At 33.5% G+C, this 24,736-nt stretch carries 23 protein-coding genes; 10 read left to right on the top strand and 13 right to left on the bottom strand.

The genetic code is table 11. The annotated features are described in order from the left end of the window. Positions 1-111: 111 nt before the first annotated feature. Entirely contained in the window at positions 112-684 is a 573-nt protein-coding gene (locus VFM92_RS07375) for a hypothetical protein (RefSeq protein ID WP_325121556.1), read from the bottom strand. A 64-nt stretch (positions 685-748) separates the two neighbouring features. On the opposite strand from VFM92_RS07375, the gene VFM92_RS07370 reads away from it, so the two are divergent. Then, complete coding sequence (locus tag VFM92_RS07370) at positions 749-1,387, top strand: toxin-antitoxin system YwqK family antitoxin (RefSeq protein WP_325121555.1); 639 nt, start codon at positions 749-751, stop codon at positions 1,385-1,387. Here VFM92_RS07370 and VFM92_RS07365 read toward each other — a convergent pair. Further along, positions 1,384-2,730 (bottom strand): BamA/TamA family outer membrane protein, encoded by a 1,347-nt coding sequence (locus tag VFM92_RS07365; protein WP_325121558.1) that lies wholly within the window; start codon positions 2,728-2,730, stop codon positions 1,384-1,386. The genes VFM92_RS07370 and VFM92_RS07365 overlap by 4 nt on opposite strands. A 244-nt stretch (positions 2,731-2,974) precedes the next feature. Here VFM92_RS07365 and yidD point away from each other — a divergent pair, with 244 nt between their 5' ends. After that, positions 2,975-3,220, top strand: a complete 246-nt coding sequence (yidD, locus tag VFM92_RS07360) for a membrane protein insertion efficiency factor YidD (protein ID WP_325121554.1) — start codon at positions 2,975-2,977, stop codon at positions 3,218-3,220. On the opposite strand, the gene lgt is transcribed toward yidD, so the two are convergent. The 5 genes from lgt to VFM92_RS07335 are packed head-to-tail and all read right to left on the bottom strand — an operon-like array spanning position 3,217 to position 8,491. After that, a complete protein-coding gene (lgt, locus tag VFM92_RS07355; protein ID WP_325121553.1) occupies positions 3,217-4,299 on the bottom strand; it encodes a prolipoprotein diacylglyceryl transferase in 1,083 nt (360 codons plus the stop codon). The two genes, yidD and lgt, sit on opposite strands and share 4 nt — an antisense overlap. A gap of 52 nt (positions 4,300-4,351) precedes the next feature. Beyond that, positions 4,352-6,202, bottom strand: a complete 1,851-nt coding sequence (nadE, locus tag VFM92_RS07350) for an NAD(+) synthase (protein WP_325121552.1) — start codon at positions 6,200-6,202, stop codon at positions 4,352-4,354. A 38-nt stretch (positions 6,203-6,240) separates the two neighbouring features. Next, positions 6,241-6,972 (bottom strand): ribonuclease III, encoded by a 732-nt coding sequence (gene rnc, locus VFM92_RS07345; RefSeq protein WP_325121551.1) that lies wholly within the window; start codon positions 6,970-6,972, stop codon positions 6,241-6,243. Between the two features lie 9 nt (positions 6,973-6,981). Continuing rightward, a complete protein-coding gene (fabF, locus tag VFM92_RS07340) occupies positions 6,982-8,232 on the bottom strand; it encodes a beta-ketoacyl-ACP synthase II (protein WP_325121550.1) in 1,251 nt (416 codons plus the stop codon). 22 nt (positions 8,233-8,254) lie between these two features. After that, on the bottom strand, positions 8,255-8,491 hold the full coding sequence (locus VFM92_RS07335) for an acyl carrier protein (RefSeq protein ID WP_013453317.1): 237 nt from the start codon (positions 8,489-8,491) through the stop codon (positions 8,255-8,257). A gap of 295 nt (positions 8,492-8,786) precedes the next feature. On the opposite strand from VFM92_RS07335, the gene VFM92_RS07330 reads away from it, so the two are divergent. Together VFM92_RS07330 and pyk are read left to right on the top strand one after the other, a co-directional pair. Next, complete coding sequence (locus tag VFM92_RS07330) at positions 8,787-9,212, top strand: IPExxxVDY family protein (RefSeq protein WP_325121549.1); 426 nt, start codon at positions 8,787-8,789, stop codon at positions 9,210-9,212. A gap of 81 nt (positions 9,213-9,293) precedes the next feature. Further along, the gene (gene pyk / locus VFM92_RS07325; RefSeq protein WP_325121548.1) at positions 9,294-10,730 is read left to right on the top strand and encodes a pyruvate kinase; all 1,437 of its coding nucleotides are present in this window, start codon (positions 9,294-9,296) and stop codon (positions 10,728-10,730) included. 78 nt (positions 10,731-10,808) lie between these two features. Here the strand turns inward: pyk and VFM92_RS07320 are convergent, their stop codons facing one another. Both VFM92_RS07320 and VFM92_RS07315 read right to left on the bottom strand, forming a co-directional pair. Continuing rightward, a complete protein-coding gene (locus tag VFM92_RS07320; RefSeq protein WP_325121547.1) occupies positions 10,809-11,096 on the bottom strand; it encodes a hypothetical protein in 288 nt (95 codons plus the stop codon). A 70-nt stretch (positions 11,097-11,166) separates the two neighbouring features. After that, a complete protein-coding gene (locus VFM92_RS07315) occupies positions 11,167-12,612 on the bottom strand; it encodes a response regulator (RefSeq protein WP_325121546.1) in 1,446 nt (481 codons plus the stop codon). A gap of 44 nt (positions 12,613-12,656) precedes the next feature. Here VFM92_RS07315 and VFM92_RS07310 point away from each other — a divergent pair, with 44 nt between their 5' ends. Together VFM92_RS07310 and VFM92_RS07305 are read left to right on the top strand one after the other, a co-directional pair. Further along, the gene (locus tag VFM92_RS07310) at positions 12,657-13,304 is read left to right on the top strand and encodes a response regulator transcription factor (protein WP_325121545.1); all 648 of its coding nucleotides are present in this window, start codon (positions 12,657-12,659) and stop codon (positions 13,302-13,304) included. A gap of 21 nt (positions 13,305-13,325) precedes the next feature. After that, the gene (locus VFM92_RS07305; RefSeq protein WP_325121544.1) at positions 13,326-15,599 is read left to right on the top strand and encodes a patatin-like phospholipase family protein; all 2,274 of its coding nucleotides are present in this window, start codon (positions 13,326-13,328) and stop codon (positions 15,597-15,599) included. Here the strand turns inward: VFM92_RS07305 and VFM92_RS07300 are convergent. From VFM92_RS07300 to VFM92_RS07285, 4 genes are all read right to left on the bottom strand, one after another. Further along, positions 15,575-16,441 carry a mechanosensitive ion channel family protein gene (locus tag VFM92_RS07300; RefSeq protein ID WP_325121543.1) on the bottom strand — a complete coding sequence of 289 codons (867 nt, stop codon included), beginning with the start codon at positions 16,439-16,441 and terminating at the stop codon, positions 15,575-15,577. The two genes, VFM92_RS07305 and VFM92_RS07300, sit on opposite strands and share 25 nt — an antisense overlap. Positions 16,442-16,643: 202 nt before the next feature. Beyond that, positions 16,644-17,984, bottom strand: coding sequence for a serine hydrolase domain-containing protein (locus VFM92_RS07295; protein WP_325121542.1), 1,341 nt, complete (start codon positions 17,982-17,984; stop codon positions 16,644-16,646). A gap of 85 nt (positions 17,985-18,069) precedes the next feature. Continuing rightward, the gene (locus VFM92_RS07290; RefSeq protein ID WP_325121541.1) at positions 18,070-18,357 is read right to left on the bottom strand and encodes a hypothetical protein; all 288 of its coding nucleotides are present in this window, start codon (positions 18,355-18,357) and stop codon (positions 18,070-18,072) included. Positions 18,358-18,383: 26 nt separating this feature from the next. Continuing rightward, positions 18,384-19,571 (bottom strand): acyl-CoA dehydrogenase family protein, encoded by a 1,188-nt coding sequence (locus VFM92_RS07285; protein ID WP_325121540.1) that lies wholly within the window; start codon positions 19,569-19,571, stop codon positions 18,384-18,386. A gap of 236 nt (positions 19,572-19,807) precedes the next feature. On the opposite strand from VFM92_RS07285, the gene VFM92_RS07280 reads away from it, so the two are divergent. The 4 genes from VFM92_RS07280 to VFM92_RS07265 are packed head-to-tail and all read left to right on the top strand — an operon-like array spanning position 19,808 to position 24,599. Continuing rightward, a complete protein-coding gene (locus VFM92_RS07280; RefSeq protein ID WP_325121539.1) occupies positions 19,808-20,803 on the top strand; it encodes a tryptophan 2,3-dioxygenase family protein in 996 nt (331 codons plus the stop codon). Between the two features lies 1 nt (position 20,804). Continuing rightward, a complete protein-coding gene (locus VFM92_RS07275) occupies positions 20,805-22,640 on the top strand; it encodes a toxin-antitoxin system YwqK family antitoxin (protein ID WP_325121538.1) in 1,836 nt (611 codons plus the stop codon). A gap of 19 nt (positions 22,641-22,659) precedes the next feature. Further along, positions 22,660-24,234: an NAD(P)/FAD-dependent oxidoreductase gene (locus tag VFM92_RS07270; RefSeq protein ID WP_325121537.1), complete on the top strand. Its 1,575-nt coding sequence runs from the start codon at positions 22,660-22,662 to the stop codon at positions 24,232-24,234. Further along, the gene (locus VFM92_RS07265) at positions 24,231-24,599 is read left to right on the top strand and encodes a CoA-binding protein (protein WP_325121536.1); all 369 of its coding nucleotides are present in this window, start codon (positions 24,231-24,233) and stop codon (positions 24,597-24,599) included. Before VFM92_RS07270 ends, VFM92_RS07265 begins: the two co-directional genes overlap by 4 nt. Positions 24,600-24,736: the final 137 nt, after the last annotated feature.

Here is a 24,736-nt window from a genome sequence, read left to right as displayed (position 1 = left end):
TAACAATAAAATAAGTCAATTCTTATCTGTTTTTTCAGTGTATCGGAAGTCTCTATCTATAACAGGACTTCAAAACAGAAATTATCCAGAAATGAGTCGTAATTTTAACTTTTATAAAAGGTAGTTGTGCAACAGCCACTTAAGCAAGGTTGGAACCCTTTGTTCATTATCCGATTCAATTGTCGATTGACTAATATTTAAAGCTTGAGCGCCTATCACCAATTGAGGTGTTATGGTCGCAATTCCTCCAAAATCAATCGAATAGGTAGATGGTGATCCAAAATCCTTAACTTGATACTGAAGGTAGTTGACCCTACCCCCAACTTTAATGATTCCAACTTCAGTTGCATAGCCTACTGAAATTTTATGTTCATTGTAAAGATTATCCCCAAATCGAAAAACATTTAAAGAAACATGTCCGAACGGTATTTTACCAGTAATGCCTGCCGACATAAAATCAAAACCTGATATACCGAAGCGATTCTCATAGGAAGCACCAACTTCCAGGTTTTCAGTTGTTGTTATACCCGCAGTATTTTGATAAGATGACCAATACCCTTCCATTGTTACGGAAGCATCTCCCATTCCAATTACTCTACTAGAAACAGGAGCATAAATTGATTGTGCGGAAATTTGGCCAGCGAAAAAAAGTAAAATGGGGAGTAGTAGGTTGAAATTTTTCATGAACTTCAGTTAATTCATAATCACAAAGTATTTATCTTAGCTTTAATCCTAAAATAGTAACAAGTTGAAAAATTATAAAAAATATTGGTTCTTCGCAATTATATTCACAAGCTTTCAGTATCAAATCTATGGTCAAGTTGATTCGATCTATTATAAATCTGGTGAATTAAAAGCCTATGGCGAAACTCAAAACCAACTTAAAACTGGTCAATGGACATATTTTTACCCATCTGGAAAAATAAATTCCATTCAAGAATATTCTTCAGGAAAATTAAATGGAAAAATTACTAATCATTACACAAATGGGCAGATTTCCGCTGTGGAAAATTGGAAAAAAGACGAATTGCAGGGTAAAGCCGTCTATTTTTATGAAAATGGACAAATAGAAAAACAAGGTGAATATTTGAATAGTAACTATCATAGCCAATGGGATTTTTTCTATGAAAACGGGAGACTCAGACAAATCGGAAACTATGAGAATGGTCTACCAGATGGTCCTTGGCAATATTTTAATAAAGAAGGACAAATCGTCCAAACAGGTAGTTACTCAGAAGGAAAAGAAGAAGGTCTTTGGCAGTATTTTGATGAAAAAGGTAGAAAAACCTATGAAGGACAGTACAATAATGGGGAAAAAGTTGGCGATTGGTATTTTTTTAATCGATTTGGTAAGAAGAAACTTATCGATAAAACAGAAATAAATTAAATCCCTGCTTTCACATTAATAAAAAAGCCTGCTTCATTCAATGCGTTGATAGAATATTCAAGTCTTAATACTGCATCATAATAAGTAACCAAGTCTAAACCAGCTCCATAACTATAAATATACCTATTCGACAGAATCGAATTCACTGTTGTATTGCTTGATTCTGGAAGATTATTTTGAACATAGCCTTGGTCAAAATAAACCTTGAAATAACCAGCAATTGGCACTTTTCTAAATTGCTTCAAAGGCATAAGTCTACCTAAATTGGCCTCAATTGAAAATAATCTTTTTTTCAATTCTGTCTTGTGCATGGTATAATGTTGTCCTTGAATTACATACAACTCATAGCCTTTTAGTAAATTATTGGAAAACCCTAAACCTTGCATATTATTGTAGGGTTGAAATCGTGGATAACTAGTGTAGCCCGTTAAGGATGAAGCAATATTAAAATTATACTTAAGTGGTTTATAATAAGCTACTTGTGCTTGCAAACTTCCTTGATCAATATCTTTAAAAATACCTAATCCAGTTTTATTTAATCTGGCATCAATCAAAAAACCTTTTAGGGGATAATTATTTCTATCTCGAAAATCTCTTCTAAAAATATAAGTTAATCCAATGAAGTTCTGTTGAAGGTCACCATCTCGACCAAGATAATTTTCATTAAATAGTAAAATATCGTCAATTATGGCAGTTCTAGAATAGGTCAGGCGTATTGAATGCGTATTGTAATAAGATTCTCTATAATTAAAAATAAGATTGCTGGTGAGCATATTTGCAATTATATTACGCTGATTGTCATCTCCAAATATACTATCGGCATCAATGAATAATCTTTTGTTTTCTACATTGGTATAATCTAATTGATCAAATTCACTAAATGAAAAATTAAGACCCATTCCAAAAGTTTGGTCTTCATTTAGATATGGGATATTATAACCAAAAGAAAATCTTCTTTTAAAACCAAATTGAGCCATAGCAGAAAGACGCTCATTAAGCCCTCTGACGTTAAATTGGTCAAATTTAAAACCATATTCAAATCTGTCGGTAGCAGCATTTTGATTAAAAAGCCAATCACTAAAATTTCTATCTGCCAATTTGAAAATTACGCTAGGCCATATGTACCACCGCTCTTGAACAAAAAAAATAATTTTCACTTTATTCTCACTGCCTTCGATATACTCTAGCTCCGCTTTAACGCTTGTAAATAAACCCGTATTGAAAATTTTATTCTCATCAAGTTTGATGATTCTTTTTAATTCTTTGAAAGGATAGCTCACATTTGGTTGTAAGTCTATTTCCCTGGTAATAATCTTTTTTTTTGTTTTTTTATTCCCTCTTATTTCTATTGTTTCTAGAAATAGAATTTGGTTTTCAAGACTATCCTTTGTTCTATTTATAATCTCTAATTCATTATTTTCGATACCAACCCTTACTTGACCTTGAGCTTTGTACGAAAACTGAATATTAAATAAAACACAAAGTACTACAGTCGTGAGAAAATAAATTCCTCCGCAGTAATTTTTAAATTCAATATTTAGTGTTTTAATTTTGATTATGTATAGCTTTAAATTATAAAAAAAACATTTGGAGAATAATCAAAAAAATAAAATCACAAAGACCTTACGCAAAGTTGCTACTTGGCCAATCTTATTTTATCAATATGGTATATCTCCATTATTACCATCAGCTTGTCGTTTTACTCCTACTTGCTCAGAATATTCAAAACAGGCTATTATCAAACATGGTTTACTTAAAGGTTCGAAATTATCAGCCAAACGGATTTCTAAATGCCATCCATGGGGTGGTTCAGGGTTTGATCCAGTTCCTTAATTCCCTTTTTCAGCTTTAAATGATTGAATCACAAAATAAATGCCAGTCAAAACTAATGGAATACTTAACCATTGCCCCATATTCAGAATTAATCCTTCTTCAAATGCAACTTGATTTTCTTTAATAAACTCAATTAAAAATCTTGAACCAAAACCACCGATTAGGAATATACCAAAAAGTCTACCATCAGCCAATCCACTTCTATTTTTATTCCACAAATAAAATAATAAGACGAAAATAAATAAATACGAAATGGCTTCATATAATTGAGTTGCATGTCTTGTAACTCCTTCTCCATAAGCTGAAGCATAGATTACTCCACCCTTTCGATTATATTGAAAATCAGCGTTTTTTGAGAACTGAATGTGCTGACTAATATTTTGATCTTGCAATTTTGTCATCAATTGGTTTTCAGTAAATTTCTTTACATCCTCCAATTTATTTTTGCCATTATACAAAATGGTTACTTTAACTGGATTTTGATAGTCGTTTTCGAGTGTTCCAGCTATCAATCCATATGTGGTTGCCTTCTCCACCTGGACGTCTTCAATAGCTGTGGTCAAATAATTCAATTGTAATTCTACTTCTCGCCCAAATACCACTCCGTATGCTTTATCAATAGGTTCGCCTATGATTTCTGAATTCATAAAATTACCAATCCTGATCAAAACGGCTGTGATTGAAACTACTATTACGATCCTATCTAAAATCCATAAATAACTGATATTATCATATTTACGAGAGAATAAGTAAAGGGCAATCAAAATACCAGCAGCACCTCCATGACTTGCTAAGCCACCTTCCCAAACTTTAAAAATATCAATCGGATTACTCAAATATCGGGCTGGTTCATAAAATAATACATGACCTAATCTGGCGCCAATAATGGTTGCAACCACCATATAAAGGGTAAGAATTTCTACTTGTTTTTCTTTTTTACCTTCTTTCTTAAAAATATGAAACATTATCTGCTGAGAAATAATGAATCCTAAGGCAAAGAGTAAACCGTACCACCTTAATTCAGTAAATCCCAAATCCACAATATAAGGTTTGGGTGACCACACTATATAGCTAAGCATATTTAATTTTCGTTTGACACAAAATTAGGGTAAAAACAGAAATCTCAATGGTTTATTCTGCTTTTTCCAGTTCGTCCAGCTCATCTTTAAACGATGAGGATAAAATAGGGAATCGGCACCACGTTTTTGGATCCACATTATAATCATCTAGATGAAAGGAAACAGCTATTCTTTCTCTTTTCCATTGATTTCGAGACCATAAGTTAAAAAATTTCTGAATGGATGGTTTTACTATACTTTTTTCCCCTTCCCATGAAATTTTCAAATCAATGTAAATTTCAACAGGAGAAAGTCTTTCCCGAATAGCTAATTCTTCTATTTTTTGCAATAATGGATAGGGCATTAAATCAGATTCATCGGATTGCGACTCACTTTTAGGTCTGAGTTCAGCTGTAGGTTGCAAGCTATTCACATAACTTAAACTTTTATATCCTAAATTTTCTTCTGCCCATTTCAACCACTGAATGATAAAAGGTTTATCGATTGCAGCAATAGGTGCAATGCTCCCACTTGTATCACCATCCATTGTAGCATAACCTACACTACCTTCGCTTCTGTTAGAAGTAGTCAATAGTAGTGCATTTTTAATATTTGCTAATATCCAAATGATTGGAGATCGAGCCCTAGCTTGAATATTTTGCAGTGCTATATCATCTTGCTCCCAAGTAAACTCTCGTCCAATATTTTTTGATATTTTTTGAGTGTATCCCTTTACTTCATCATCAATATTCCAATGATAAAAAACAGCTCCGATTTCATCTGCAAGTTGTTTGGCAGATTCTAAAGTCGCTTTTCCAGAATTTTCGGTACTTTGATAAGCAGTAGTAAAAATTCGGTTTGCAATAACTTTTTTTGAATCACGCTTATCTTTTAATTCTTCGTACCATTCTTCTTTATGAATTCTTTGGAGAAAAAGTAATAAACCTAATTCTTGTATTCCTAATCGAATCATTTCAGCTACCAAGACAGCCGAAGTGGATGAGTCTGCACCACCACTTAATGAAAGCACAAATCCATTACTATAGCTTTTTCTTAAATAATCAAATAACGCTAAACTAACAGCCTTTCTAAATTCTTGATACGGATTAGAAACGAAACTATCGAAAATTTTAGTTTTATCATTTTCCGTATCCCAGATTCCCAATTGATAATTTTTAAAGGATAGCAACTCATTTCTGTATTTCAGTTCACCATTTTGAGCAATCATAAGCTCTCCATCGTAAATCATCCTGCCCGCCTCATTCCCTAATAAATTAGCATAAACATAAGTACAATTATATTTTTCAGAACTACCCACCACTAAAGCTTGTCTACTTATTGACTTATCGATGGCAAAATGACTTGCCGATGGGTTTAGAATTAAATTAACACCTCTTTTAACTAATCTATTGGCAGGCCGGTCTGTTCTCCACGCATCTTCACAAATTTCAAATCCGATTTTAAAATTGGCATAATCAATAACATAATCACCTATCGGAATATCAATATCATTTACATTCACTTTAGATTGCTTCCCAATTTCCCATTCATTAAACCAGCGCGGTTCATAATGAACTCCGTCTTTTGCTAAATTTTGCTTAGGAATGATATACTGAATCTCGCCATTTTTACAAAAAGCAACACAATTGTACATTTTATCCTCAAATTTGAAAGGAAAGCCAGCAGTAAAAGCAAGGTTTGGGGCAAAAGGAAGAATCTTCTCGGTTAATGTTTTGAATGTTTTTTTCCATAACCAATCACTCAGAAAAACATCCTCGCAGCCATAACCACAAATATTTAATTCTGGGAAACAAAGAATTTCAATTTGTTGAGCATCTGCCTCTTTCAAAGCTTCCAGAATATTGTAAGCATTTCCATCCCAATCCATTGGGATTTGATTAACTGTAGCACCTGCAATTTTCATACTTAATGTTTTTAACCTGAATTTTCAAAACAGATCTCTTAGGACAATTTCAATTTCTGACAAGCCTTAAAAGCTGCATTTTGTTCTGCTTTCTTTTTATTTAATCCCGCACCCTCCGCAATAGTATTACCATCTAGATTTACTTCAGCTCTAAATTCTCTTTTTCTTCCTGCTTCTATCATACCTGTAATATCAAAACTCAAGGTTTTATTTTCTTTTTGCGACCATTCTATTAGAATGCTTTTATAATTCGTATTGTTTTCAATTACTTCATCTAAATCAAAATGTGGGATAATTAGCTTACTGACAATAAATTTCTGACAAAATTTATAGCCTCTATCAATATATACTGCACCAATAAAAGCTTCCATCATATCTCCATAGATAGATTTAAATTGGTATTTCCCAGCCTTTAAGTCGGATTCTAGCATATCGTTAATGCCAATCTTCTTCGCTAAGAGACCTAAAGATTCTCGGTTTACGATACGAGAACGAATTTCTGTAAGAAAACCTTCATCTTTGAAAGGATATTTTTTGAATAAAAAATCGGCTACAACGGCTCCAAGGATAGCATCTCCTAAATATTCAAGCCTTTCGTTAGAAGCTCTAAAGCCATTGGGAAGTGTTTTGGCTACACTAGAATGTTGGGTAACTAATCTGAATAACTCTAAACGAAAAGGCTTATAACCTACAATAGATTTTATTGCAGCTATAAGCCTCTTGTCTTTCTTTGATAATTTTTTGAAGGAAGTGAAAAATTGCCTAATCAAAGTCGGAAATTAATCTAACTTTCTTAATATAATCGATGTATTATGCCCACCAAAACCGAAGGTGTTACTTAATACTGTTTTCACTTTTCTTTGCTGTGCTTTATTAAAAGTGAAATTCAATTTAGAATCGAATTCCTCATCATCTGTGAAATGGTTAATCGTTGGAGGAACCATTTGTTTCTCTAGCGCAAAAATACAAGCTAAAGCCTCAATTGCACCAGCAGCTCCTAATAGGTGACCTGTCATCGATTTTGTAGAACTTATATTTAAATTATAAGCATGTTCACCAAATATTTTTTTGATTGCTCTTGACTCACTTAAATCACCTAGTGGGGTTGAAGTTCCATGAACATTAATATAATCCACCTCTGAAGCTTCAATTTGAGCATCTTCCAATGCATATTTCATCACATTAGTAGCACCTAATCCTTCAGGATGTGGTGCAGTCATATGATGCGCATCAGCAGACATTCCTCCACCTATCACTTCACAATAGATTTTAGCACCTCTTGCAACAGCATGTTCGTATTCTTCGAGAATTAATGCCGCTCCACCTTCACCTAATACAAACCCATCTCTTTCTTTGTCGAAAGGTCTAGAAGCAGTTTTCGGATCGTCATTTCTTTCAGATAAAGCTTTCATAGCATTAAATCCTCCTATTCCAGATTCTGTTACTGAAGCCTCAGAACCGCCAGAAATAAATACATCAGCTTTACCCAAACGAATATAATTATAGGCATCAATCAAAGCATTTGTGGCAGAAGCGCAAGCCGAAACTGTTACAAAGTTAGGCCCTCTGAATCCATATTTAATGGAAATTAATCCTGCACATATGTCAGAAATCATCTTAGGAATGAAAAATGGATTAAATCGAGGATTTCTATCGTTAGTCACGAAATTATCTACCTCGTCTTGAAATGTTTTTATACCTCCAATTCCTGACCCCCAAATTACCCCAGCTCGATCTAAATCAATTTTAGATAAATCGAGCTTAGAATCTTGAATTGCTTGCTCAGCGGTAATCATACCATACTGAGTGAACGGATCCATTTTTCTTGCTTCTTTACGATCAAGATAATCCTCTGCTTGGAAATTTTTTATTTCACAAGCAAATTGAGTTTTGAATTTGGACGCGTCAAATTTAGTAATGGGACCGGCTCCACTTGTGCCCAAAGCTAAGTTCTCCCAATATTCTTCGACAGAATTTCCAATAGGTGTTAATGCACCCAGTCCCGTTACAACTACCCTTTTTAAATTCATAAATGAATTTTGAGCTATTAAATTATTTTACGTTTTCTTCTAAGTAGGAAATGGCCTGTCCTACAGTACCAATATTTTCAGCTTGATCATCTGGAATAGAAATATTGAATTCCTTTTCGAACTCCATAATCAATTCAACTGTGTCTAGAGAATCTGCTCCCAAATCATTGGTGAAGCTTGCTTCTGCAGTCACTTCTGACTCCTCTACTCCTAGTTTGTCAATGATAATTGCCTTTACTTTCTGTGCTATTTCAGACATTATTTTAGAATTTTAGTTTTAAATACTCCGCAAAGAAATGTATTTCCCTCATTAATGTCAAACTATTTTTTTCCTTTCGTTCAAGTATTTTGGTTTACAGGGTAACTTTACCCTACAAGTTTTAGAATAAATTGAAATATTTATAACTTAAACCAATGTTTTGAACATAAATTTTAGAATCCCTAATAATCCAAATTAAGTAATAGATTAAACTTTTTGAATTCGACCAAAATGACCTGTGATTTAGTTCGAGAATAGCATAAAAAGCTTACAAATTTTAAACCATAAAACTTATATGAATAAACAACTCTGGCAAGATACATTCAAAGTGGATTTTCAATTATTAGCTATCTCTTCTTCTATGGTTGATTTTCAAATGGCATGGCATATCAATCAGCAAACACATTTTTCGTTAAAAAGAGTAAAAGACCATTTAATAGAATTAAAAAAAGGACAATTTCTTAATACCTCTTGCTTTCAACATTTAACGAGTAACATTTCTATAAAATTACTTAAAAACAAATTATTTGATAGCGATTCTCAACAAGCATTTCTAATTCCTGAGATGAAAAATATCGACTATTTCCTTCTAATTCAAGATGATACGGAAGAATTAGAAATACTTAATGTAAAAAATACACTAAGTAAAATAAAAAATGTAATTTTGGTTCAAATTTTAGACGCCAATCGTTTAAAATCGGTGGTAAATTTAATGACCTAAAAAATTGTCGGAAAAATCCTTATCAGTAAACTCAAAAGAAAGAGAGGAAGTCACGACTTACAAAAATCAAAAATCACAGAAATGAAAAAAGAAAACATCAAATTCAACAAATCAAAAATTGTAGCAACTGTTGGACCAGCATCCAACACGAAAGAAATGCTAAAAAAATTGGTAACAGCAGGTGCAGATGTTTTTAGACTCAACTTCTCGCATGGGGATCATAAAATCCACCAGCAAACATTACAATATATTGAAGAAATCAATAAAGAATGGGGAACAAATATTAGCATTTTGCAAGATTTACAAGGACCTAAAATCAGATGTGGTGAAATAAAAGATGGAGGTGTTGAAATTAAGGAAGGTCAAGAATTGACAATTACCACCACGGAAATGATCGGGGATGCAAAAAAAGTTTCTACTACTTACCAAGGCTTACCTTCCGATGTTAAAAAAGGAGACATCATTTTGATTGATGATGGAAATATTCAATTAGAAGTAATTTCATCTGATAAAACGGAAGTCAAAACTAAAATTATATATGGAGGAGAATTAAAATCTAAAAAAGGAATTAATCTTCCTAACACTAAAGTTTCAGCTCCTAGCTTAACAGAGAAAGATTTAGAAGATTTAAAATTCGGTTTGAAAAATGAGGTGGATTGGATTGCATTATCTTTCGTACGCTCTGCAGCAGATGTTTTAGACTTGAAAAACAGAATAAAATATAACGGCAAAGATTGCAAAGTAGTAGCTAAAATTGAAAAACCAGAAGCTTTAAAGGATATCGATAATATTATTGCCGCTGCAGATGCTATAATGGTAGCACGTGGTGATTTAGGAGTGGAAATTCCTATGGAAGATGTTCCTTTAGCTCAGAAACTGATAATTAGAAAATGCAATGAAGCTTGCAAGCCTGTAATTGTAGCTACCCAAATGATGGAAAGCATGATTGAAAACCCACGTCCTACAAGAGCAGAAACCAATGATGTGGCGAATGCCATTTTAGATGGAGCCGATGCAGTGATGCTTTCTGCGGAATCTGCCGCTGGCCAATATCCAGTTGAGTCAGTATTAAGTATGTCTAACACTATCACTAGTATTGAAAAACACGATGCCATATACCACAAATATGAACATGTGTCTAGAGAATCTGATACTTTTTACAGTGATAATTTGGTTCAAACTGCCTGCAAGCTTGCAGAAGAAACGAATGCAAAAGCTATTGTTGGAATGACAAAATCGGGTTACACGGCTTATAGATTAGCAAGCCACCGACCAAAAGCTGGAATATTCATTTTTACTCCTAACCATGATTTACTGGAAACGATTAATTTAGTTTGGGGTGTAAGAGGCTATATTTATGAAAATTATGAAAGCACCGACAAAACTTTTGAAGATATTGAAAATACTTTAAAAAGGGATAATCACGTGCAAACAGGTGATATTATTATTTTGATGGCTAGCATGCCTATCAAAGAAAGAAATAGAACCAATATGCTCAAAGTATCAGAGGTTAAATAGAACTCTTTAAATCGAAAAAATAGCCGTTTAAATGATTCCAATGGCTATTTTTTTTATCAATTATTTAATGTAAATATTTTACTTGAACTTATTTTTCAGTTTTTGAAAAGCATTTTTAAGTCCATCTATTTGATTTTCCACTTTAGATTTTAAATTTTCTATGTCATCTTCATTTGCATTTTCTACTTTATCAATGAAGCCTTTTACCTCATCCATTTTTGATTCCAAATCTTTAGCTTCCTGGCTTCCTTCTAACTGACCCTCAGCGTAAGCACCTTTGGTTTCAGCTTTCAATTTCTTGAAGTCGGCTTTCCACTCTTCATATTGAGAAACAAGTTTTTGTTTTAATGCATTTTTAGTATCCATATAAGATTATTTAAGTTAAAAAAGTACATAATATATAACCCTTTAGGATAAATAATGTTACATAAGCGAATTATTTGGATCTAAAATCATAGGTTTTAGTCTTCTTCTTCAATGGAATTTCAACAAAAATCAAAGTACCATCTTTCGATTCAATAGTCATTTTTCCTGAAAGACTCTCCGTTCTCTTATTCATATTAAATAACCCAAAGCTGCGATCAGAATTTAATTTCTCATCAACATCAAAGCCCTTTCCATTATCCTCGATTGTGAGCTGCAAAATATTATCGTGATAGGTTAATTGGACGAACACTTCTGTGGCTTCCGCATATTTAATAATGTTATTTAAAGATTCTTGCGTTATTCTAAAAAGGTTGTATTCAATATTTAAATCTTCAATTCTTTGAGTCAGGTTAGTGTAAAAATTGAATTCAGTAGAATCAACTGAACTATTAAGTTCAAATATCAATTCTTTCACCGTTTCTATAAAGCCAAAATCCTCTACCGATTTTGGAATTAATTCATAAGCAATGCTCCTTGTTTCTTGTAAACCCTTACGCAAAAATTTTACTCCATTGCGAAATTTTTGTAATTCCTTTTCTGAAATTTGAATAGAATTTTCATCTAAGGATTCAAAATTCATAAGCGAAATAGTTAAAGTCTGTTGTAAGCCATCATGAATATCTCTTGCGATTTTACTTTTCTGTCTATCCTCTGCTTCAATTACTGCAGACATTATTTTCTCTTCATGATTTACCCTATCCGTTATATCCTGACTCACCATCAAAAATCCACTTTGCTGTTCTTTGGAATGAAGTGACCCAATTACAGTAGAAAACCATTGAAAATTTTCATAAAAATTGAAGGCTCGAGTAATAATATTATGGTTTTTTTTGGTTTCACTTACTAAAGCCATCGTATGAAGAAACTTTTTTAATTCATCTTCTGGAAGGAAATTTGAAATATTTGCACCAACGCTAGTCATTTTCAGTGCACTGCTATCCTGATTAATTTCGAGTATATTGCCGTCCAAATCAGTATGAATTATTTGTGCCGGAACATTATCAGCAATAATTCTTAATTTTTCAGAAGTTTCTTGTAACTCCTTAAAATAATAATCTTTTTCACGTAATGCCTTTACCATTTGATAAGCATTGTCGATGTCAAATTTTAGACCATCATACTTGTCTGATTTTTCATGAAATCGATAAATATTTACTTTATTAATAGCCTGAAGCATTACATTCTGATTCACAACACCTGTTAAAAGAATCCTCGCTACTTTTGGCTGAATGTCTTCAATTGCCTGTAAAAAATCTATACCATCCATCAATGGCATTATCTGGTCAGTCAATATGACATCAACCTCATTATTTTGAAGATATTCTATTGATTTTTTGGGGTCACTGAAACCTAAAATTTCATAATATTCCTCTAAATTAGCCTCAAGAACTGCAAGATTGATTTCATCATCATCAAGATAAAATACTTTAGGCTTTTTATTTTTGCTATCTTCCATCGTTTATTTTTTACAGTTGTATAAAGTTATTATTATATTTCGAAATGATAAAGGTTTTGTTAGTAGATGACCACCGATTGATCAGAGATGGAATTAGATTTTATCTTGAAAAACAAGGCGATGACATTTCCATTGCAGGTGAAGCAAGTGATGGAAAACAGGCTTTAATTTTTCTAGAGAAAAATCCTGAAGCAGTAGATATAATGCTAACTGACATCAGTATGCCAGAAATGAATGGTGTTGAGCTTGCTACTGAAGTAAATAAAAAATTTCCCACTATAAAAATCATAGCCCTGACTATGATTAAAGACAGCCAATACGTTAAACAAATGCTACAAGCTGGTGCTTCTGGGTATTTATTAAAAAATGCTAGAGAAAAAGATATCGTAGATGCCGTAAAGGCTGTTTATGCTGGGGAGACGTACTATGCTCAAGAAGCCACTAAAGCAATTATGGACTTTATGAGCAAAAAGAAGCAAGATTCTGATGTTATAGCAATTTCAAAAAGAGAAAAAGAAGTTTTAAGACTAATAATTGATGAATTAAGCAACCAGGAAATTGCTGACAAATTATTTATAAGCATTAGAACTGTAGAAGCTCATAAAAGAAACCTGATGGAGAAAACAGGTTCAAAAACATTAGCAGGCTTAGTAAAATATGCTATTAACAACTTCTTGTTTGAAGATTTATAAGCAAAAGGGAATGAGGTTTTTATGACAAAACTTTTCAAATCAATCGTGTATTCATTTCCGATTCAATTGATATTAAATCATTTCAAGAAGAATCAACTTTTATTACTTTGCTGGGTACTATTATTTTCCATTATTAATGGAGGCTTTGGTAAAGGATTGGGGATCCCCTACTTATTCTTATCTCCTGAGTATTTAAATGAAGTTAGTTTTCAAAGTTATTTTATAGTTGGGCTGGCATTAGGCGGTTTAATTGTAGCATTTAATATTGCCACATATATTTTGGATGGTTATAAATTTCATTTTATAGGTATTATCAAAAAACCATTCTCTAAGTTCTCTTTAAACAATTCCATTATTCCATTAGCCTTTCTGATTAACTATCTTATTCAAATCGTTAATTACCAAATGGTTTATGAATTTATGAGTTTTAGTAAAGCTTGTATTTTGGCTTCTGCCTTACCATTAGGTTTATTTGTTTCAATTTTCATCTTACAACTCTACTTTTGGTTTACCAATAAAGATTTAAGAGAAGTTTTAGCAGAAAGAGTTGAGAAAAGAATTAAAAAACTTAAAATCGGAAGGATTGCAGCTGTAAAATATCATCAGGACTTAAAAAGGCAGCAAAACGATGTAATAGGTTATTTTGATTTGAAGTTTAGATGGATAAAAGTCAATCATAATAGCAATCAGAAAGTATTTAATGTTGTAACAGGTATTTTTGACCAAAACCATTTAAATACAGTAATTGCTGAACTATTTATTTTCGGTATTATCCTAATCTTAGGAGCATTCAGAGATTATCCCTATTTTCAAATCCCTGCAGCAGCGAGTGCAATTCTTTTCGTAAGTATTATTTTGATGGCTATTGGAGCTTTAACTTTCTGGTTTAGGTCTTGGGCGATAACTGGTGCTATAGCTATCTTTTTCCTAATCAATTATCTTACTACTCTTGATTTTTTGAGTAAAACACATTACGCGCATGGCCTTAATTATAATACAGAACCGGTTAATTACAATCAAAATTCTATCGATGAACTAACAAACGAAAAAATTATACAAGAGGATAGAGCTACCACTTTAACAATACTCGAAAATTGGAGAGCCCAATTTGATGAAAAACCAAAAATGATATTACTAACAGCTAGTGGTGGTGGACAAAGAGCTGCTTACTGGACTATGCATGCACTGCAAAAAGCGGATAGTCTGACAAAAGGCAATCTCTTTAAGCATACTGTTAGCATTTCTGGAGCTTCAGGGGGATTAATTGGTGCTGCCTATTTTAGAGAGCTAAAATATATGCATCAAAAGAATAAAAATATTGACGTCTATAATCCTGAATTTCTTTCAAACATCGGCAAGGAAGCTTTAAATCCAATAATTTTTAGTTTGCTCACTAATGACATCTTTATTAGGTACCAATCCTTTGAATATGGTGGGTATAGTTATCCGAAAGATAGAGGCTATGCATTTGAACAAAAGCTAAATAAAAATTTAGACGGGGTTCTTGATAAGCATCTGAGTCAATACAAAGAAGCAGAATTGAAGGCTGAAATCCCCATGTTATTTCTGGCTCCTACCAGTGTAAATGATGGTAGAAAACTTTACATCACACCCAATAGCAGTTCTTACATGTCTAACAAATCCATAAAAGATGACTCTTTAAATACGCTTATGGCCAATAGAAGTATTGATTTTTTAAGAATGTTTGAAAATCAAGATGCTGAAAATTTAAGCTTTTTAACAGCGCTAAGAATGAGCGCCTCTTTCCCGTATATTACGCCAAATGTAAACCTTCCTAGCGAACCAAGTCTTGAAATTATGGATGCAGGTCTAGCTGATAATTTTGGAGTGAGCGATGCGGTTCTATTTTTATATAACTTCAAAGATTGGATAGCAGAAAACACCTCTGGAGTTATTATTTTAACAATTCGAGATTCAAAAAAAGCAGCTATTATAGAGCATAAACAAAACCTCTCTATTTTGGAAAAACTGTCAACACCTTTGAGCAATATTTACAATAATTGGTCAAATGTTCAAGACACAAGAAATGATTTGCTGATAGAGTATGCCACAGAGTGGTTTCAAGGAGATTTAAGTCATGCAATGTTAACCTATGATGCTGGAGTTGCTTTTTCTGATGATAGCATAGATAAAATGAAACATATTGAAGAAAGAGCTTCTTTGAACTGGAGGCTTACAGGCAGAGAAAAATACAATATCAGAAATGCTATTTATAGCATTGAAAATCAAAAAACGCTATACTGGTTAAATCAATCATTAGGTTCAGAAGATTGATTCATTTCCAACCTTGTTTTTGGTAGCCCATCAGGATATTGTTTTTGTATAAACACCAACATTTTTTCCCTTACTAAACATCTTAAATCCCAAGCAGTAGGTGAATCTTTTGCAGACATTAACATTCTAATTTGCATTGCTTTTTCAGTGCTATCAGTCACTTGCAAAACTTGTACGTTTTTATTCCATAAATCAGTAACTGCTAAAATGGACTCAAATTCTTTTCTTAAATCATCAATTGGAATAGTATAATCTGTATATAAAAAAACACTCCCTATGATATCCGCAGAATTTCTAGTCCAGTTCTGAAAAGTTTGCTCTGTAAAATAAGTGATAGGCAAAACCAATCTTCTTTGATCCCAAATTCGAACCACCACATAAGTCAAATTTATTTCCTCTATCCATCCCCACTCCTTTTCTACCAAAACAGCATCACCTATTTTAATGGGTTGCGTAAAAGCAATTTGAACTCCGGCTAACAGATTTCCTATAGTTTTCTGCGCTGCTAAGCCTATAATGATACCTGCCACACCAGCAGAAGTGAGAAAAGTGGCTCCATACTTCCTAACACCATCAAATTGTAAGAGAAAAAGGCTTAAACCAATCATAACGATGAGGAAAACCACAATTTTTCGAATAAACGTTACTTGAGTTAAAACTTGTCTTTCCTTCAAGTTATCAGGCATGTCAACCTTAAATTTATTATTCACAACATCCTGCGAAAAATAAACTAATCGAACTGCAATAATTGTAAATGAAAGAATTATTAATGATTCTGAAATTAGTAAAAGCCACTTTGTTAAACTTACACTTAATTCAAAGCTTGGTATTAAGCTATGCATTATTAACATAGGTATGAAAAGAAATATACTCCCATTGAAGCGGTTGGACAATAGTTTCACCGTCTCTCTATCATCCTTTTTATTAAGAATTAAAAGGGACTTGAAAAATGTATACCGAATTGCAATTCCAACGAAAATAGAAAAAATTGTAAATAAGCTTAATCTTACGAAGGGCTGTTGAATACCTAATGAATTAAAAAAATCAATCATCTATATTATCTTCCTCTTTATCCAATTTAAATTTCCGACCAGCTTGCTCTAAGGTAAGCTGAGGATTTTCATCATCAAAAATTATTTTGATGCCAGCAGGGTCAAATTTAAAATTATATTTATCAACGGGCGTAAGCGGAAATGCGGACTGACCAGTGGCTTGGGCCATTAGCTGATTATTATCACTTACAGAGATGGTTATTTTTAAAGGAAAATTATCTGCACTATATATTCCTTTAAACCCTACTACATCTTCATAAGTAAACACTACATCTGGCTCAAAATCAGGTATTTCAAAGTCTTTATCAAAATAAGTGAACAATAACCTTAATAAAATATCATTTCGACTGTAACTTACTGCATTACATAAAAGTGCAAGCGTTAAGTTTTCTGATTCAAAATGTACTGCTATAGATTGAAAACCATCAATACCTCCTGTGTGACCCAAAATCATCTCATTATCATATGGCATTTCAAGAAGTCCGTATCCAAATCCATCTTTCATTTTCTTCATTTTAGAAAATGATGATTCTTTTAGAATTTGTCCAGAAAATAAAGCTTCAAAAAATAATGCCACATCCATTGAAGTTGCTGTAATGCCACCTGCCCCCATTGGTATCATGATATTAGTTTCTGGTGAAATTTGCCATTCAGCCGTTTTAAAATAAGATGATGCTTCATTAGCATTTTGATTGATTGGTTGACCAAAATATGTATTTTGAAGTTCTAAAGGTTCGGTGATTTTCTTCTTTAAAATTTCAGCGTATTTAAGACCATAAACATCTTCCAATATATATGAAAGCAATGCATAGCCCGTATTAGAATATTCGAATTTTTCGTTAGGCTCAAACCTGTTTTCAGTCGATAACATAATTTCCAGCATTTCAGCTTTTGACTTTGACTTGGTCATGTATTGTGCATATAAAGGCGAATTGGTGAAATTGTAAATTCCGCTTCTATGTTGTAATAATTGACTTATAGTGATTTCGTCCGCCTTATCAAAATCTGGATAATACTTGGAAAGTTTATCATCTAAACTAATTAGACCCTCTTCAACTGCAAGCATGACAAGCGTTGCGGTATAAGTTTTAGAGATTGAACCAATTCTGAATAGTGTATTGATATTGTTCTTTTTTCCATCATTAATATCAGCAAATCCATAGGCATTTTCATAAATAACTTTTCCATCTTTTAAAATAGTTACCGAGCCCATGCCCTCATTATTTTCCTCAATGGATTGAAGCAAGCTATCTGCCTTAGATTTATTAAATTCTTGAGCAGATCCTATATAAAATATAAAAAGTAGTAGGTAGGTTGATAGTAATTTCTTCATAAGATTGGTTTTTTTATGAAGTTAAAAATAAATTATCAGTAATGTCCGATAAGAAATAAAAAAGCCGAGTTAAAACTCGGCTTTTTTATTTCAATTTATCTTTTGTTTGCTTAATAATATCTTTAAAAGCTTCAGTAGACGAGAAAAAAGCATTGCTTAGTTCTTCTGCGGCAATTCCACCAAAATTCTCCACTCTTGCGTATTTTTGCTCTAATTCATTTTGAAGTTTCTCAAGTTTCTCTAGATTTTCTGAAATCTCCTCTTTTCTATCGGTTTGAGCATTTCTTGCTTCCGCCTTTAAAACCTCAAAGTCTGATTTCAACTCGTTTATTTTCTCTTTAGAAGAATTCTTAAATTCATCGTATTTTGCCATTAATCTTCTCTGTTTAAATTAAAAAATTATTCAAATGCTGGAATTCCAGTAATTTCCTTACCTAATATTAATAAATGGATATCATGTGTTCCCTCATACGTTAGAACAGACTCCAGGTTTGCCATATGGCGCATCATAGGGTAGTCTCCTGTGATTCCCATGCCCCCATGAATCTGTCTGGCTTCCCTAGCAATATCCAATGCAACTTCCACTGCATTACGTTTTGCCAAAGATATTTGAGGTGTGGTAGCCTTGCCTTCATTCATCAATTGTGCAAGTCTGTAGTTCAATAATTGAGACTTGGTGATTTCAGTCAACATTTCAGATAACTTCTTCTGTGTCAACTGAAAAGATGCAATTGGTTTTCCAAATTGATGACGCTCAAGTGAATATCTTCTAGCAGAATCATAGCAATCCATAGCCGCACCAATAGCTCCCCATGCAATACCAAATCTTGCAGAATCCAAGCATTTCATAGGTGCACCTAAACCTGATTTCCCTTCCAATAAATTTTCCTTAGGAACTTTCACATTGTCAAACACCAATTCACCTGTAGTACTGGCTCTCAATGACCATTTTCCGTGTGTTTCAGGAGTAGTGAATCCTTCCATTCCTCTTTCCACTATCAATCCATGGATTCTACCAGATTCGTCTTTTGCCCAAACAACTGCCACATCGCATTTTGGAGAATTAGAAATCCACATTTTAGCACCATTTAATAAATAATGGTCGCCTTTATCTTTGAAGTTAGTAGTCATGCCTCCTGGATTGGAACCGTGGTCGGGTTCTGTTAGGCCGAAGCTGCCCAACCATTCCCCAGACGCTAATTTAGGCAAAAACTTTTTGCGTTGTGCTTCATTCCCAAAGGCATAAATTGGATACATCACCAAAGAACCTTGAACTGAAGCAGTTGACCTCATTCCAGAGTCACCTCTTTCAATTTCTTGCATGATGAGACCGTAAGAAATATAATCTAAACCTCCGCCTCCATATTCTTGTGGAATAGTAGGACCAAAAGCTCCTACATCTCCAAATTTCTTTACGATTTCATAAGGAAAATGAGCATTCTGTGCCCAATCTTCAATATTCGGACTGATTTCCTTTTTTACAAAATCCCTAATGGACTGTCTGATAAGTTTGTGCTCTTCAGTAAGTAACCCGTCTAAAGCGTAAAAATCAGGTGATTCAAATTGGTCGGTTGATTTATTATTCATATCTATATAATTTTTAAAAGTTTACTTAACCTGCCCGAAATAGGCAGGTATGAGACAAATATCTCATATGTGATTAAATATAAATTCGGTTGCGAACCTTTATGCTCCCTTCATAAATATTAGTCGTTTATATTTTTTGTAGCTTTGTAAGCTTAAATGAATAGTACAAATTTAAAAGTATTTTCAAGAAACCTTCAAAAAAGGTGAAAATTGCGGAGAACTATATTTTTTAACCTATGAAAAAAGAACAAATCAATGAGAATCTGGAAAAGTTGAATCTAAAGTACCAATCCATGGGACAAGATTTATCTTCCTATCTGGATGGATTACTTTTATCCAATTTCACCACCTACTGGGATTATATCAATATAGATACTCTATTGACATTACAAAAGCCTAAGACCGACTTCCCTGATGAAGAAATCTTCATCATGTATCATCAAATCACAGAGCTTTATTTTAAAATGTGCCTGAATGAAATGGAGCAGATTGCAAATAACGGACAAATAATAGGTGAAAACGGTGAGGATTTAGGCTGGAATGAAAAACTGGATGTCAATTTTTTCATTAGAAGGTTAAATCGAATGAACCGATATTTCGAGACCTTAACTCATTCCTTCGACATCATGGTGGAAGGGATGGAAAAGGAGCAATTCCAACGGTTTAGAATGGCACTTTTACCTGCCAGTGGTTTTCAATCTGCGCAATACAGGCTGATAGAATTTGCCTCCACACCTCTTATTCAATTGGTAAGAAAAGAGAAGAAAAATGATTGCAAAAATGCTACAATAGAAGAAAAATATGAGCATATCTATTGGAAACAAGGGGCCACAGAAATTGAAACAGGTCAAAAAACATTGACCTTAGAGCAATTTGAAAAAAAATACAAAAATGAATTTATCAATTGGATAAAACGTTTTGAGCAAAAAAATATATATCAGAAGTATTTAGAACTTGATGAAGATTCCCGAAACAATAAGGAATTATTAGAAGCTTTAAGGAATTTTGATTTAAATGTAAATATTTTTTGGCCCTTGGTTCATTATAAATCTGCCGTTAGATATTTGCAACAGAAAAACAAAGATGCTCCTGCCACAGGCGGAACAAACTGGCAACAATATTTGCCCCCTAGATTTCAAAAACGTATATTCTTCCCAGAATTATGGTCAGAACAGGAAAAAGAAGAATGGGGCAAAGGTTGGGTCCTAAAAGAAATTTTAGCAGAAGAATAAAATGAAATCTGTATTAAGCATTATATGGATAATCTTACCTACTTTACTTTTTGCGCAAAGCAAAGAAGTAAAAGTCTATTATGATGATGAAAGAGAACATTTGAAAGAAAGCTATTTTGTAAAAGATTTAGACCCAAGTATTCTTTATGGCAATTATGAATCCTATTATATTTCTGGTGAGCTGAAGAGTACAGGACAATACATTAATAATGAAACCTATGGCCAGTGGAAATACTATTATGAAAGTGGGAAACTAAAAATGCAAGGCCAGCTCAAGAACAATTCAAATCATGGTTTTTGGTCCTACTATTTCGAAAATGGTGAACTCCGAATGGAAGGAAAGATATATGATGGCATGCGTCAGGGGCAATGGAGATATTACTATGAAACAGGGATATTGAAAAGTGAAGGTGAATATGAAAATGATGTTAAAGATGGTCTTTGGACTTATTATTCGGAAAATGGGAATTTGAAAGCCAAGGCTATTTACAGAAATGGAGATGGTGTTTATAAAGAATTTTATTCAAATGGAAATTTAAAATCAGAAGGATTTATAAAAGAGGAAAAAAGTGACAGCCTTTGGAAAAATTACTATGTATCAGGCATTTTAAAATCAAAAGGTCAATATAAAGAAGGGGCTAAACATGGTAAATGGGTTTACTTTTATGAAGATGGAACTGTATTAGGAGAAGGGAATTATTTAGATAATTTAAGACATGGCAAATGGGTCTATTTTCATCCTAATGGACAAGTAAGCGCAGAAGGAGCTGAAAGAGAAGGAAAAAAAGAGGGTTATTGGAAGCTCTATTTTGAGGATGGGAGTTTAAAAGGCGAAGGAGTTTATGATGCAGGAAGTGGTGAATACAAAGAATTTTATGAAAGTGGTAAATTAAAATTAAAAGGTTCGGTAGTAGATGGTAAAAGCGAAGGCAAGTGGGAATATTATTATGAATCGGGTGAAAAAGAAGGAGAAGCTGAATTCCAAAATGGTAAGGGAGAATATACAGGTTACTATCTCAATGGAGATAGAAAAATGAAAGGCAATATTGAAGATGGCGTGAAAGTGGGGACTTGGGAACTCTACGATGACAATGGGCAATTAGCAGGTTATTATAAACCAATCTACGAAGATTATGAGCCGCTCTTGAGAACTGCTCAAGATAACAATGATTTTTCGGAAGATAGCCCTCAATATACCAAGCCTGATTACCGCTATAAATCAAGAGGAAGTTCTTACTTCAAATCAAGAAATAATGACTTCCCTACCCTAATTCTACAAGTAAATCCTTTCAATATGCTGTTCGGAGACTTACAGGTAGCCTTAGAATACAACATTCAACAAAGAATCGGATATGAACTGCTTTATCATACTTTTAGAAATCCTTTCTTTGCAAGTTCTTTAAATCTAAGAGCTGGAGACAGCTTTTTCGAAGGCTTCGGTTTCAGCTTTCGTCAACGATTTTATCATAAAGACACAAAGTTTGGCATGCCATATTTCGGACACTCCGTTTCCTACACCAATGTAGACCGATTTAAATATTATGAAGACAATACGAAACCTGATGCTGTTTCTGCCGAAGTGAATGCCCAAGGCATCCGCTATGGGCTTTTAGTTGGAAGTAGAATCTTACAAAATCTAAATGATAATGGTTTTACTTTTGATATCAATTTAGGCATCAATTTCAATTATTATTTCTACGGTGAAGTGAAAAACGAAGGGCAAAGAAATGAAATATTTGATGAATTGATTGACCAACCTTTTCAGGTTCAACCTATTGTAGGACTTTCCTTTGGATATGTTTTTAAATTAAAGAATGTAAAAACTTTAAATCCATAGATATTGCTTATTAAAATATATGATAGAAAAAGAAGTAGTTTTAAAGCCTGAAGAGGCTTTCAACGAAGAAGAAGTTTTGGCAGTCATCCAAAAGAAACTGGGATTAAAATCTTCCCAAAATTTCAGAATTGCCAAACGCTCCATTGATGCTCGGTCAAAAGAGGTTAAAGTACGCATTAAAGTAGATATTGCAGATAAGGAACCACTACCTGAAAGGATAAACTATAAAATCGAAGATTTACCCAATGTACATAATGCCAGTCAATCGGCAGTTATAATTGGTGCAGGTCCCGCAGGTCTATTTGCTGCTTTGCGATTGATAGAATTAGGCTGGAAACCCATTATTTTAGAAAGAGGAAAAGATGTCAGGGCTCGAAGAAGAGATTTAGCCGACATTAACAAAAAGCATATCGTCAATTCAGAAAGCAATTATTGCTTTGGAGAAGGTGGTGCAGGAACGTATTCAGATGGCAAACTTTATACCCGATCAAAGAAAAGAGGGGATATTTATCGTATTCTAGAAATCCTAGTTGCTCACGGTGCTAAGGAAGATATCATGATTGATGCTCATCCGCATATTGGAACGAACAAATTGCCTAAAATCATCCAGGACATCCGCGAAAATATTTTAACCCATGGGGGTGTAGTGCATTTCGACACAAAAGTAACAGGCTTTAAAGTTGAAAATTATGAGCTTAAATCAGTTTCCACAACAAATGGAAAGGAATTTAAATCAGATGCTTTCATTTTGGCAACTGGTCACTCGGCAAGGGACATATTTTACTTACTAAATGAAAGTAAAATTCTGATTGAGGCCAAGCCATTTGCTTTGGGCGTGAGAGTTGAACATCCACAAAAAGTAATTGACCAAATACAATATAAATGCGAAGATAGAGGGCCATATTTACCGGCCTCTTCTTATGCTTTAGTGCATCAAACATACTTCAAAGACAAACAAAGAGGTGTTTTTTCCTTTTGCATGTGCCCTGGTGGCTTTATAGTTCCTGCTGCTACGGAAAGCGGGGAAATTGTAGTAAATGGAATGAGCCCATCCAGAAGAGATTCGCGCTTTGCCAATTCTGGAATAGTAGCAGCCATAGAATTGGAAGACATGCAGGAATTTGAAGAATTTGGACCTTTGAAAGGCTTGGAATTACAAAAATCCATAGAAAAAAATGCATGCAAAATTGCAGGAAACACTCAAACTGCCCCAGCTCAACGATTAATTGATTTTACTCAAGGTAAATTAAGTAAAGATTTACCTGACACTTCCTACCAACCTGGCTTGCATTCTGCCCAAATGGATGAAGTATTACCTCCATTCATTGCTGAAAGACTAAAAACTGCTTTTAAAGCATTTGGCAAAAAAATGCCTAATTATTTTACAAATGATGCAGTTATTGTTGGAGTTGAAAGTCGAACCTCCTCCCCTGTTCGAATCCCTAGGGATAAAGAATCGTTAGAGCATACAGAAACCAAAAGACTTTTTCCGTGCGGAGAAGGTGCAGGCTATGCTGGAGGAATAGTTTCAGCTGCCATGGACGGTGAACGATGCGCGGAAAAAGCGGTAGAACTTTATAAAATCAAATTATGAGCAAAAAAACAGTAATTATAGGCGCTACTACTAATCCTTCAAGATATGCTTATTTCGCAGCAGACAGATTAACCAATTCCGGCCATGAAATTGTGCCAGTAGGAATTAAAAAGGGTGAGGTTTTTGGTGAAGAAATACTAGACATTACAGAATCTCCAAAAGTGGAAAATGTAGATACCATTACACTTTATTTAGGTGCCAGACATCAACCTGAGTATTACGATTATCTACTTAGCCTCAATCCCAAAAGAATCATTTTCAACCCTGGGACAGAAAATTCAGAATTGGTAAAGTTGGCCAATGAAAAAGGGATAGAAACAGAATATGCTTGTACGCTTGTTATGCTGGGAAGTGGAGTTTATTAAATAAACAATGCAATATAAAATTGTATTATCTATAGTAGATTAAATTATCAATAAATTTTACCTATTAAGATAATTAAAGCGTAATAAACCTTTTTTTTATTCTTAACAGCCTTTCATTTTCTCCCTCCTATCTTCGT

It is taken from the genome of Marivirga sp., from assembly GCF_035704835.1.
Classification (GTDB): domain Bacteria; phylum Bacteroidota; class Bacteroidia; order Cytophagales; family Cyclobacteriaceae; genus Marivirga.
This window is presented reverse-complemented; position numbering and strand designations above follow the sequence as displayed.